The 12,543-nt window shown below is 70.4% G+C and carries 9 protein-coding genes and 1 pseudogene; 6 read left to right on the top strand and 4 right to left on the bottom strand.

Annotated elements, in window-relative coordinates; translation table 11 throughout:
• Positions 1-401 precede the first annotated feature (401 nt).
• The 3 genes from EV384_RS23740 to EV384_RS23730 all read left to right on the top strand — a co-directional run bounded on the left by EV384_RS23740 (position 402) and on the right by EV384_RS23730 (position 3,524).
• Entirely contained in the window at positions 402-1,475 is a 1,074-nt protein-coding gene (locus EV384_RS23740) for a L,D-transpeptidase (RefSeq protein WP_242624244.1), read from the top strand.
• A gap of 737 nt (positions 1,476-2,212) precedes the next feature.
• Positions 2,213-2,608: a type II toxin-antitoxin system VapC family toxin gene (locus tag EV384_RS23735; protein WP_130336630.1), complete on the top strand. Its 396-nt coding sequence runs from the start codon at positions 2,213-2,215 to the stop codon at positions 2,606-2,608.
• A 595-nt stretch (positions 2,609-3,203) separates the two neighbouring features.
• Positions 3,204-3,524: a TraR/DksA family transcriptional regulator gene (locus tag EV384_RS23730; RefSeq protein ID WP_130336628.1), complete on the top strand. Its 321-nt coding sequence runs from the start codon at positions 3,204-3,206 to the stop codon at positions 3,522-3,524.
• Here the strand turns inward: EV384_RS23730 and EV384_RS37530 are convergent.
• Positions 3,422-3,961 carry a WYL domain-containing protein gene (locus tag EV384_RS37530; RefSeq protein ID WP_479724759.1) on the bottom strand — a complete coding sequence of 180 codons (540 nt, stop codon included), beginning with the start codon at positions 3,959-3,961 and terminating at the stop codon, positions 3,422-3,424. The genes EV384_RS23730 and EV384_RS37530 overlap by 103 nt on opposite strands.
• Positions 3,927-4,202, bottom strand: a complete 276-nt coding sequence (locus tag EV384_RS23725; protein WP_130336626.1) for a helix-turn-helix domain-containing protein — start codon at positions 4,200-4,202, stop codon at positions 3,927-3,929. The genes EV384_RS37530 and EV384_RS23725 overlap by 35 nt, the downstream gene beginning before the upstream one ends.
• Between EV384_RS23725 and EV384_RS36330 the strand changes: the two are divergent.
• A pseudogene (locus EV384_RS36330) lies at positions 4,149-4,385 on the top strand (4a-hydroxytetrahydrobiopterin dehydratase); the annotation flags it as partial. The gene EV384_RS23725 and the pseudogene EV384_RS36330 overlap by 54 nt on opposite strands.
• Positions 4,386-4,598: 213 nt before the next feature.
• Here the strand turns inward: EV384_RS36330 and EV384_RS36325 are convergent.
• On the bottom strand, positions 4,599-6,524 hold the full coding sequence (locus tag EV384_RS36325; protein ID WP_242624243.1) for an Hsp70 family protein: 1,926 nt from the start codon (positions 6,522-6,524) through the stop codon (positions 4,599-4,601).
• A 157-nt stretch (positions 6,525-6,681) separates the two neighbouring features.
• On the opposite strand from EV384_RS36325, the gene EV384_RS23715 reads away from it, so the two are divergent.
• Entirely contained in the window at positions 6,682-9,192 is a 2,511-nt protein-coding gene (locus EV384_RS23715; RefSeq protein ID WP_130336624.1) for an AfsR/SARP family transcriptional regulator, read from the top strand.
• 722 nt (positions 9,193-9,914) lie between these two features.
• Here the strand turns inward: EV384_RS23715 and EV384_RS23710 are convergent.
• A complete protein-coding gene (locus tag EV384_RS23710) occupies positions 9,915-11,264 on the bottom strand; it encodes an MFS transporter (protein ID WP_130336622.1) in 1,350 nt (449 codons plus the stop codon).
• Between EV384_RS23710 and EV384_RS23705 the strand changes: the two genes are divergently transcribed.
• Positions 11,254-12,474, top strand: coding sequence for a DUF5937 family protein (locus EV384_RS23705; RefSeq protein WP_207232434.1), 1,221 nt, complete (start codon positions 11,254-11,256; stop codon positions 12,472-12,474). The two genes, EV384_RS23710 and EV384_RS23705, sit on opposite strands and share 11 nt — an antisense overlap.
• The last annotated feature ends 69 nt before the right edge of the window (positions 12,475-12,543 follow it).

Below are 12,543 nucleotides of genomic sequence, written 5' to 3'. Positions count from 1 at the left end.
CCATAGTTCCCGGCCGGCAGGCGACGGCTCGGCCGGGAAAACCTCGACACACGTCTCGTTGCGCGGGTGGGATGCTGGGTCCGGCCTGCGCCGACGCCAATTGATCATGTCGCCGATCATCAGAAGGCGAACCGTCACGGGCAATGGGGAACTGCGGTGCGGCCGGTCTGGGCCGCTGGCGGAGAAGACAAGGATGTGGTGGGGGCTCCCCTGGCGCGCCGTCGGCAAGTACTCTCCGGGCGGAAAGGATCGCGATGATCAGTCGTCGAAAGTTGATCGCCACCGGTCTGGGCGTCACGGCCGGCCTGGTGACTGCAGGTTGCAGCCGTGGGTCCTCGTCCGGAGCCAGGTGGTCGCAGCCCGGTCTGGCTGCGGCGAGTGCGCCCGCGGGCGAGGTGCGAGTGACCGTCACCCCGGCTGCCGATGCGACCAAGGTGTCGCCGCTCGAGCAGGTCGTCGTGGCGGTGGAGGGCGGCACGCTCAAGGACGTCTCGGTGGCCACGGGGGGCAAGACCATCGCCGGCGAACTCGGCAGCGACGGGCAGACGTGGCGTTCGACCGGCAAGTTGACCTATGGCAAGACCTACACGGTCACCGTGTCGGCGGCCGACTCCGCCGGCGCGCTGACCGGGCACACGAGCAGCTTCCGCACCGTCAAGCCGTCCGGGGTCGCTTCGGTCACGTTCCAGGCCAGCGCGCTGACCGCCCTCCGGGACGGCGGCACGTACGGGGTCGGCCAACCGGTCATGGTGAACTTCAGCAAGCCCGTCAAGAACCGCGCCGAGGCCGAGAAGGCGATGCTGGTGGAGACCACGCCGGCCGTCGAGGGACGGTGGCGCTGGATCAACGGCCAGAACGCGCACTGGCGGCCGGCGAAGTACTGGACCCCGGGCACGAAGATCTCGGTGAAGGTCAACCTCTTCGGCCATGATCTCGGCAAGGGCGTCTACGGCGGCGCCAACGCCAGCACGAACTTCACCATCGGCCCGTCCCGCGTCGCCATCGCCGACGCCACCACCCACCGGATGAAGGTCTACATCGACGGCAAGATGGTGCGGGACATCCCGATCAGCATGGGCAAGGGCGGCACCGCCGTGGGTGCGAACGGGGAGGTCATCAGCTACTGGACGCGCTCCGGCCCGCACGTGGTGATGACCCGGGAGCCCTCGCACCGGATGACCTCGGCCAGCTACGGGATTGTCGATCCCAAGGATCCCAACTACTACGACGAGGTCATCAAGCTCTGTCTGCGGATCTCGTACTCGGGCGAGTTCGTCCACCTGGCCGACTGGAACATCGGTGCGCACGGCAACTCGAACACCTCGCACGGTTGCATCAACGTCGGACCGGACCATGCCCGATGGTTCTACGAGACGTTCCGGCCGGGTGACGTGGTCGATGTGCGCAACACTCCTCGACGGATGGCGCTCACCGACGGGGTGGGCGACTGGACCGTGCCGTGGGACAAATGGTGACCAAAGGTGCCACGGCGCCGACCCGACGCCCCCGCGGTCCTGACCGGTTCGATCACCTGCCGGAACTCCGTCGGGAGCTGGGCCACCATGTCCTCGACTTCGTCACCCGTGACGGACATGAGCTGAACCTTCGCCCGCCTACCGAGCCGTCTACGAGGAGGGGTTGGCCGACCATGGGGGAGCGGATTGGGAGCAGCGGGTGCGCCGAACTTCACTGAACGCCGCTCAACTGCACGCGCCGGCACGGGCTTCCACGTGCGGATCTGTACCTGCCCTCCTCAGACGCGGTGCAGCGTCCCGGTTCGCACCGAAGAGGCTCGGTAGCCGTCGCCGGCGGCTGCCTGCCGCGGCGACTCCAGTACTTAGGTCAGGGACGAAGGTGAAGCCCGCCGCCGGAGTGCCCGGCGTCTGGTGGGCGAGGACGACCTCGGCCGGCTCCACATGCCGCCCTACGCCACGACCTCCGGCGTCCCGGCACCTGCCTGGAGGTCGCCGGAAACGTGCGGTTGCCGATCAGCACGGATTTGCGCCCGGGTAGCCGCCCATCCAAGACGAGAAGCCCCAACCGGCTGTGAAGCCGTCCAACCACATCGTCGTGGCAACAGACCACGAGTGTGCACGCCGGGCGACCGTCCGTTCGTGTCCCCGTCGCAAACTTGGCCGGCGGACCCCGTCCCGTACCGCGAGACAGGGCCTGTCGTCCCACGATGCCCCATGACGCCGAGGAGATGGCCCCTATGACCAAGTACGTGATTGGTCCGGACGTGGCACTTCAGCTGGCCCACGACGAGGCCGTGATCCCCGACGAGCACCAGCTCTTGGCTCCGACACTCCTTCGCTCGCAGATGCTGTCGCTCCTCTTTCGAGCAGTACGGCAAGGTGAGATGGCAAAGAAGGACGCCGATCGCCAGCTCAACTACGTGCGCGGGCTGCGGATCCGACTGCTCGGAGACCGTGTCCTTCAGAACGTCGCCTGGAAGATTGCCGACCAGCTCGGGTGGCCCGACACGCTCGACGCCGAATACGTCGCACTGACCCAGCTCCAAGCCGACGCCTTCATCACGCTCGACGCGGACCTCGCCAACGCTGTGAAGGGCCTGGTGATGATCGCGCCCATCGAAGCGCTGTCCTGATCGAAAGCACCTCACGAACGGCCTCCGCAACGCGCGGAGCTGCCGCGGTGTGCGCGGCGCACTCAACTGCCGCGAGTCGCACGCTCGACGCGACTCCAGAGCGATCATGTCAAATCGGTGGGACTCTTGGCCATAATCTGCTCCCGACGCAGGCCGTCGGGCATCAGGTCGCCGCCGGCCGTGGGCGGGGGGACGCCCACGCGGCGCGGGTGCGTCTCCATGAGCGACGCCGGTTCCCCGGCGGGGAACCGGCGTCGCGCCATCCTGCTCGCCGAGGCTGGTGCCCGCGCTACGTCGCGGCCGCAATGTCATTGGCGTTCCCGCCCGATGGGCCTATGGTGTGCCGCATGTCCCCGGCCCGGCAGTTGGTCGCCACCGCCGTTCTCACGGCGGTGCCGGCTGCTGCCCGCGGCCAGCGGTCCGCGGTCGCCGCGATCCGCCCGGTGGACGCGCGGGACCTCGCGCCCATCCACGGCCTGCCGAACCCGGTTCCCACCGGCCGTGGCCCTCCGGGAATCCATACACCCGCGAGTACGGCCACCAGGGCGAAGCCATCCGGCTTCGGCCTTCTTCTTTTCCCGGAAAGGAGCCCCAGATGAGCACCGACCTCCGAGGCACCCTCGACCCGCGGTGGCGCGCCCGGCTGCGCGCCACCCTGAGCACCGAGTTCGAGGCGCAGACCGCGCGGCTGACCGAACTCACCGCGGACACCGGCGACCCCGGCGAGGCGCACACCCGCGCCGCGCTGATCGCCGCCACCCGGCAGAGCCTGGCGCAGATCGGTGACGCGCTACGGCGCATGGCCGACGGTGGCTACGGAACCTGTGAGCGATGCGCGGCGCCGATCCCGGCAGAACGGCTGGAGGCGGTGCCGCACGCTCGCTTCTGCGTGCCGTGCCAGCAGAAGCACGGCTGACCCGGCCTCGGTGGCGCCGGACCGCTCCGGCGGTCCGGCGCCGCACCGGATGGACCCGCGGTGACGGGGGCCTCGCAAGGTCCGAGGACGAGCCCGAGGGGGTCGACCTCCCGGGTGGCCGCCCGCCCGTCCCGTACGTACCGCAGGCGCACCCGACGATCGCGCCAGACGCTTCGGCGAGCTGGGTCAGGCACGGTACCGGCTCGGGCGTGCCGTGCCAGCGGACCGGGTCCAGGTGGAACCGCTCCACCGTCCGGCCGGCGCGCTCCCGCGCCTCGCCGGTCAGGCTGGCCCAGACCTTGATCCGTGCGCCCTCCAGCATCTCGCCCAGCCCCAGCTGCTCGGCCGGGCCGGCGAGGCCGAGGAACGCCAACGCTCCGGCCTCGTCCAGGCCGACCCCGGTCAGCCGGGTGCGGTAGCCGCGATCGAGGCGGCATCCGCCCGCCGGCCCCGGTCGAGCGGTATCCCGGCCGCCGCGATCGAGGCGGCATCCGCCCGCCGGCCCCGGTCGAGCGGTATCCCGGCCGCCGCTAGCGCCTCGACGTCCCGCTGCACGGTCCGCTCGCTGACGTCCAGCTCCCGGGCCAGCTCCCGCGCGCTGGCCTGGCCGCGGAGAGGAGTGACATGGCTGAGGTGTCGACGGACCCGACCGAGCGGATCACCCCGCGTCAGTTCCACGAGGCAGACGGGGTCGGGGACTGGCGGGTGCTGGGCGAGGGAGCGTGCGCCTACTTCCGCACCGGGTCGTTCGCGGCCGGCGCCCGGCTCGTCCAGGCGATCGGCGAGCTGGCCGGCCTGGACGGCCACCACCCCGACGTCGACCTGCGGCACGGCGGTGTGACTGTGCGGCTGATCACGATCATTCCCGGCTTCTACGGGCTGACCGCGGGCGACGTGGAGCTGGCCCGGCGGATTTCGGCGGTCGCCCGCGAGCTGGGCCTGCCCGCCGACCCGTCCGCCGGGCAGAACGTCCAGGTCACCATCGACGCGCTGGTCCGTTCCGAGGTGCTGCCGTTCTGGCGTGCCCTGCTCGGGTACGAGTTCGTGCTGGCTCATCCGTCGCTGATCGAAGTCTTACCGTGCCGCATCTCCGCCATTCTCGTCTCGCCCGCGCACCTCTGCAGCCAGCAGTTCCGGTGGCTGGGCGGGATCACCGTCGAGAAGGCGGCGCAGCTTCGCCGTGGCGCCGGGAAAGGCCAGGCGCGTGGTGTATGCGGTGAGGCGTATCGCCCACCACAGGATGGCCAGGCAGTATCCGATGATCAGCGTCCCGCTGGTGGCACCCGTGAAGACGATGGCGTAGCCGAGGCTCAGTGCTGGCAGGGTGATCACTCGTAGGGTGCGGTGGTCGGTGGCCGTCAGGGCGGTGGCTGCTCCGAGGATGGCGGCTCCGGCGGTGCCGATGAGGCCGGGCGCGGGAATCAGGTCGGCGGGTGGGGTGAGGCTGACCGCGGCGCGCATGAGGAGCATGCCTGCTGCCGCCAGCATGATCGGCAGGATCACCGGGCGGGCGCGGCCGAGCCAGGTTGGGAGGTCGGCGGCGGGGATACGCGGTGCGACGAGGGCGATGAGGACGGCGCTCGCCCCCAGTGGGGCAGCTGTGGTGAGGGCCCATTTCAGGTGAGGGGTGTAGTCGATTCCGAGGGACGTGCCGGCTGCAAGGCCGAGGAATGCGGCTGCGGTGGTGCCGAGCGCGGCTGCGGCGAGATAGGAGCGGCGGATGAGTGCCGCCGTCGTCGGTTCGTCCGTCCGTGAGGTGGGCGACCCTGCGAGCCACGTGGTGGGGGCGAGCTGCGCGACGGCCAGAGCGGTCACGGCGGCAAGTGCTGCCGCGGTGCCCAGCTGCGGCAGGGATGTGCGGGCCCCGATCACCCGGATGCCGATCGTGGTGACGTCAGCGGTCAGGATGGCCTGCACGAACAGGGCGAGCGCGCAGCCCCCGATGATCAGCGCGGCCGCGAGGTCGCGGATGCGCAGCCGGGTGCGGGGCAGTCGCGCGGCGATTGCGGTCAGTGGTGTCGCGGTGAGCGTCAGGGCTCCGCTGGCGGCGGCATGGGGATGGTTGACGATCACGGGTTGGACTCCGGTGGCGGCGGCCAGCTGCGTGGGGAGCTCGGGTGCCCCTCCGGTGTCGGCGGCAACGACCATGGCCAGGTGTGCGGCGTCGACGTCGGCCGTGTCGAGCAGCTCCGCGACTGCACCGGGTACCTGCTCGGTGAGAGGTTGTGCTGCGGCGTGGAGGTCGGCACGGGTGATCACGGCAGGTGGACGTGGGTGGGGGAGGAGCACCGGGGCCCGCTCCTGGGTGGCCAGCAATGCGCGGGCTTGGCGGACCGATTCCCTGACCTGCCGGGTGGCGTCGTCCTCGCGCCCGCCCTGCGCCGCGGACCGGTGATGCTGTTCGGCCGGTGAGCCCTGTAGCTGGCGGGCGAGCACGTCGTCGATGTGGGCCACGGGGATGGTGCGGGTGGCGAGGTCGTGCCAAGCGCCGCCGTTGATCTGCAGAACGGTGAGGCGGGGAGGACGTACCTCGGTCTCGCAGACCAGCACACACGCGCCGTCGGGCAGGGACGGCTGGTGTGCGGTGACGTGTGCGACCAGCGCTGCGGGGGCGGTGACCATGGCCGGCGCGGGAAGTCCTGCTCGTTGCGCCGCCTGCGTGAGGCGGTTCCTTCGGCGCGGCCCCCACTGGGGCGTTATGACGATGGTGGTCGAGCCGATGAGCCCTACCTGAGTGCCGGCGACGGCGGCGACTTGGCGTAGGAGCTCAGCGGTGTGGTCACTAGGGGCGGCGGTGGGTCCGCTGTCGGGCGGGCTGTGCGAGGAATGCTTGCCGTCGGGCACGATGGTCCCGAGTCCGTCGGCGCCGAGTATCCCTGCGGGCGCGAAGGTGGGCTTGCCGTCGAACAGGATCGGGACGTAGATGCCGTCGCGCCAGGCGATAGCGGCGACCGCCGACGAGGCGAGATCAACGCAGAGATGCGCGCCCGGAACCGACATGGAGGGCAGTCTGGCTGATCGTCGCGCAGTGTATGAGACCGGAGACGTGTGGTGATCCATTGTGTGCGGATGGTGAGAAAAGTTGTGGCCTTCGATGGCGGTTCTCCATCATTGTCATGTATCGCAGGAGGATCATCGTCGGCCCGGGGGAGTACGGATGCCGCAACGGTCGCCGCAAGCGGCCCGCAAGCTCGCCGAGTACAGCCACCTACCGACAGTCCATCAACCAGCCGACAACCGCCAGGACGGCGCTTCCTTCGGTCGGCTTGTGAGGTCGGTGGCGGGCCTCCTGGCTTTTTTAGCGGGGCCGCCCGCGGCGCTGTGGCTGGCTGGGGGAGGCCCTGCCAAGCGGTTGCCCAGCTGGCACCAGACCGTTGACTGGTTCGGGCGATCCGACCGGGCAATCACCGCCGCAGGACTCGTGGACGCGGCGCTGCTGAGTCTGTGGCTGCTGTGGGCGGCCTTTGCGGTGCTGCTGCTGATCGAGCTGCTGGTCCTGCTCGCCCCCCGTCGCCTGTCACTGCCGCGGCTTCCGGCACCCCTACACCGGCTCGTGTTTGGGCTCGCCGGCTCCGCAGCGCTCACCCTCACCGCCGGTAGCCGGCTCGACGCCACCCCCGCGAAGCCTCCCGTCGAGGCGGCCGCCATCCCGCAGCAGGCCGCAGCCCAAGGACCGGCGCTCATTCAGGTCGGGTCTCAACGGTATGTCTACGTCGTTGAGCGCAACGACTCACTGTCGACAATTGCAAAGCGCTGGCTGGGTGACTCCGGCCGGTGGCCGGAAATTTGCAGGCTCAACCGGCACCGCCATTTCCCCGGCGGCACCCTGCGCGACTGCGACCTCATCTATCCCGGCTGGGAACTGCGACTACCCGCCGACGCTCGGCCACCCGCCGCGGCGCGACCCGTACCGGCGGGGCCGCGGGACCAGCAAACCAAACCGCCGCCGTCGAAGGCGAAGAGTCTCGTTCCCACCCCGGACGCCTCGACCGGCAGGGCCGATCAACCCGCTCACGGCGTCTGGGAGGACCACGGCGGTGATCGGGCAGAGGCAGCGCATGGGCTGAACCTGCCGTCCGGCGCATTCATCCCCTGGTCCGTCGCCACCGCCATCAGCGCCGCCGCCGCACTGGTCTGGCTGCATCGACGCCGCCGCTACGTCCCGAACCATGAACCACCCGAGCTACCACAGGCCGTGGTGCACATTCACCAGCAGGTCAACCGGCAGGCCCCCGCCAGTCAAGGCCTCCTCGAACGGGCATACGCCGTGCCACCGCTGCCGGCGGTCGCACCCGGCGGGGTCGGCTTGACCGGACCTGGTGCCCACGCCGCGGCCCGCGCCGCCCTGATCAGCGCCCTCGCCGACGGTGGCCCCGGCCACCCGGAGCGGCAGACGACAGTCGTCATCGACCGACCCACGCTCGCCGAGCTGCTCGGCGCGGACAGCGTTGAGGCCCTCACCCCCTGGCGGCGCCTCAAGCTGACCAATGACGTCGACGAGTCGCTCACCATCGCCGACGAACACCTGTTGCGGTGGGCCCGCTTGCGGGAGGCCAACAGCCAGCCGCCACCGGCGGCGCTTCTGCTCATCAGCGCCGCACCGGACGGGCAGCTGGCCGTGAGGGCCCACATCACCCTCGGCATCGGCGCCGACCGAGATGTCACCGGGCTGCTGCTCGGCCACTGGGCGCACGGCCGTACCGTCGACGTCGACAGCCGCGGCATGACCTCGCTGGTCACCGGCCCGTCGCAAGATGTCGAGCCGCGCATGGCGGTGCTCGATGTCGACACCGCACTGGCGGCCCTGGCCACGCTGCAGGAGGCCCACACCGGCGTCTCCGTCGCCCCGCCGCCCATCACCGCAGGCGACCAGACGGGCAGAGATGAGAGCAACCCGCCTGAGATCCCTGCTTCCACGAGCCGGCAAGGGCCCGCACAGCTTCGCTTGCTTGGCATCCCCCGCGTCGAGCACCTCACCGCGCCCGGCAGGCCCCTGCGCGCCAAAGCCGCTGAACTTGCCGTCTACCTGGCCTGCCACCCCGACGGTGCCGACACCCGCACCCTCGGCGAATACCTCGTCCCCGACGCGCGCATCCGCCAAGCCGACCAGCGGATCCACACCAACGCCTCCAACCTGCGCCACGTCCTGGGCCGGTCCGGCGGCCGGCGGCCCGGTGGCTACGTCCTCAAACGTGGCGCCAACGACCGCTACCGCCTCGACCCCCAAACCGTTGACGTCGACCTGTGGGAACTGCGAGACAGTCTCACCCGCGCCCGCACCACCACGCCGCCCGAGCGCACCACCATGCTGCAGCGAGCCTGCGACCTCTACACCGCCCCGCTGGCGTACGGATGCGACTACGACTGGGTCGAGCCGTACCGGGAAAAGGCGCGACAGTGGGCGACGGAAGCCCACCTGCTCCTGGCTGAGGATCTACTCGCCACCGACCCGATGGCGGCGTCGGCTGTGCTCGACAAGGCACTCTGCTTGGACCGGTACAACGAAGAGCTCTACCGGGCAGCGATGCGCGTGCGCCACCGCCTCGGTCAGCTCGAAGGCGTGACCGCCCTGCTGAACGGCCTTACGACGGCGCTGCGTGACCTCGATGCCGCGCCCAGCCAGGACACCGTTCTGCTCGCTCACCAACTGCTCAGGGACAAGTCCTAGGCATGTTGAGCAGCTATCTGCTCGATAACCTTTCCTGGGGGCCGTCGGGGTAGAGCGCGGCAGGAAAGCTCAACGGCTTCGCCATCGCCCTGCAAGTCCGGTGAGCTTGGTGCCGCTCAGCCCGCCTAAGACTGGCGTCACCGCCCTCGGCGTCGGCATGGTCGGCATCGACCTGGCGCCCACAAACGAAATCACAACTGACTACGTGAGCTCCCAGTTCACACCGGAGCGCTCAGCGGTTTTGAGCAGCAGTCGACGGCACTCTATGTCGCCTGGCAGGGGAGTATCCGCAGGTCGGAGCGGTAAGGAGCTGCTGAACGGCCTGGCCTTGCATGTGGGTGCAGATTGGGTGCAGCTCGGCGAAATGGTCACCGCGTCCGAAGTGCTCAACGAAGCCGGGCAGGGAAGGGCGCGCTGACCTGCGGTGATGTGGGCGAGCGGGTCGGCATGACCTCCCAGAGAACACCGAAGTGGTCACCTGTTCGGCGGCGTGGGCGCTGAGCAACTTCAGATACCGGCTCGGTGGCTGGGGCACGCCGCCGATGCGAGCGGGCAATAGGGGCTCGTCTCTGCATGCTGGGTGACGGCCGCCGGGTCTACTCCAAGAAGGCGGTCCCGCTGAGGTAGTTCAGGGGCGGAAGGGCATCACGCGATTGACTCGTCGCTCTGTCAGTGGCCGATGTGTGGCGCACAGCTAAAGAGCACCAACGCTTGGTCCCGGCTCACTCTGATCGTGAAGTCCTCCGCCACCGTGCCGAGGCCACCGTCAGCTCGGCACCGTGAACGCTCTTGGTCAGGGGACCATCGACGGCCGGGCTCCCGCCATCTGCCACGGCATGACTCATGGACTGCCCACGCGAACGGTGCGGACGATAGCGTCGAGTGCCCAGGCGCACCGTCGCTGCGCCCAGCAGGGTCGCGGCGGCCAGCGGCAGCCACAGCGCCGCCGCGCCCAGGCTGAGCAGACCGGTGATGATGATGGGATCGACGGCCCGGGCCAGGCCGTAGCTGAGCTGCCAGCGGGCGAGCGCGCGCCCCACCAGGTGTGGCGGTGCTGACTCGATCACCAGCGGCACGCTGCTGCCGGTGTAGAGAATTTCACCCAGCGTGTAAGGCACGATGGCCAGCGCGACGAGCACCGTGCCGGGGCCACCGCCGGTCGCCCCGCCGAGCCAGAAGCCGAGGTAGGAGGCGGCGAGCAACAGGCCGGACCACAAGAGCACGGTGCGGTGCGGCCACTTCGCGAGGCGCACTACCACGACCAGCTGCAGCGCAATCACCATGACGGTGTTGGCGACGAAGATGCCCGAGGGCCACGCCAGGGACGCGTGCAGGCCCTGCACCAGCAGCAGCGGCAGGGCGATCTCGAGGATGTCGGCGTAAAACGCGTACGGAATGCCGGCCAGGGCCAGGATGGTAACGGTGCGTAGGCCGGCACCGCGCGCTTCCTTCGTTGCCGCAGCCGGGGCGGGGGCCGGAACATCTTGATGGGGCAGCGGCACCCGGGCGATCACCGCCGCGCCGAACGCGCACCCGAGCGCCGTCGCCAGCGCGAGCCAGCGGAGCACCTCCGGCCCGCTCGCGACCAGAACCGTGCCGAGCAGGGCGCCGGCGCCCAGGCCGGCGTTGCGCAGCGAGCGGCCCGCGGCCAGCGCCGCCGCACGCTGGGCCGGGCCGGCGAGCGCGGCGACCAGCGCGGAATTGGTGGGTGGAGCGATCTGCGTGCCGACGCCGATGAGCACCGCACCGATCGCGAATCCGGCGATGCCGGGCACCAGGGCAAGCAGCAGCGACCCCACCGCTCGCACCAGTAGCGCGGCGACGGCGGGGGCCCGCCGCGCCCCGCGGTCGATCCAGCATCCGGCGAGCGGGACGGCGCCGAGGCCGGCCAGCATGCCGACGGTCAGCGTCATACCGGCCTGCGGCGCGCTGAGCCCGATCAGCACGGCGTAGATCACGATGAACGGGCGCAGCATCCCGGAGGTCGCTGCCTCGACTGTGGCGCTGAGCGCGTAGCGGCCGCCGCCCGGGATGCGGGCCAGCTCACGAAGCGTCGTACGGGTGGTCGTCACGGCTCCGATCGTCCGGCCATACGGCTGCGAAGGGACCCAGGTTGGCCAGCGTCGTCAATCCATGCCTCGTCGATTGACAAACTACGTCAATCGGTCTGCCCGGGCGCGGACCCCTGCCATGATCGGTACTGTGGTTACCTCGGTCGACATCGCCGGCGTACCAGCCGATCGGATCCGGATAACGCCGTCGCCGCTCGCGGAGCTCGGCGCGGTGCTGCACGTGCTCGCGGAGCCGCAGCACCATCCGGACACCGCCGCGGCGGTTGCGATGATGGCGGCTGCCCTTCCCACAGAGCTGGCTCCAGACCTCGAGGAATTTGGTCTGCTCTGGCACTCCGGCCGGGCCGACTTCCTGTTCCCGCCCGATCCACGGCCGAGCCTGCGCGAGGAACTGGACGACATCGACCGCCTGGACGACGAACGCTGGGTCGCTGCGGCGCTCGCCGCCCATCGGGCCGTCTCACCGGCGCCGCGAATGTGGTCGCCGCTGCGTGACCCGATCGTGCGGCAGCGGGCGCTGGCCGCGGCCCGCGCCCGAGGGCCGCGGCAGGCGGCGTGGGCCGAGCGGGTGCTCGCCGATCCGGCCGCCGAGCGCGAACGGCTACGACGCTTTCTGCTCGCCTGCGAGTCCGCCTTCTTCGGCACGGTCTGGAAACGCGTCCGCCCAGCGCTCACCGAGGAAGCCGACCGTCGACGCTTCGACCTGGCCCGCGAGGGTATCGGCGCCCTCGGCCGGATCTCGCACGCAATCGGGGTCGACACCGAGCGCGGCATTCTGACCATCGACAAGCTGCAGGACCAGACCGCAGACGGTCGCGGCGGCGGGATGAGGCTCATCCCGAGCGCGTACGGCGCACCGCATATGACCGTCGTGTACGCGCCCGGCTGGCTGCCCGTGCTGCAGTATCCAGCACCGGGCTGGGACCCGCGCCCGGTGTTGCGGGTGGACGAGCTGGATGCTCGGCTGACCGCGCTTGCGCACCCGCTGCGGCTACGTTTCTGCCGCACGCTCGCCCGAGGTCCGCACACGACCGGCGAGCTGGCCGACTTTTGGCAGGTGACGGCGCCGGAGGTGTCCAGGCACCTCGCGGTGCTGAAGGCGGCCGGGCTGCTGATCTCGGCGCGCCGCGGCCGCTACGTGACGTACCGCCTGGACATGGAGGCCTGCACCGGCCTGGGGCAGCAACTGGTGGACGTCCTCGGGCGCTGAACAGCCAGGACGCGTACGTGGGCAGGAAGACGAGGTCGACGTTGTTGGCCGCGCACCAAGTGCAGACCT

The organism is Micromonospora kangleipakensis (assembly GCF_004217615.1).
Classification (GTDB): domain Bacteria; phylum Actinomycetota; class Actinomycetes; order Mycobacteriales; family Micromonosporaceae; genus Micromonospora; species Micromonospora kangleipakensis.
Note: the sequence above shows the minus strand (reverse complement) of the source record. Positions and strands in the feature narration are given on the sequence as shown.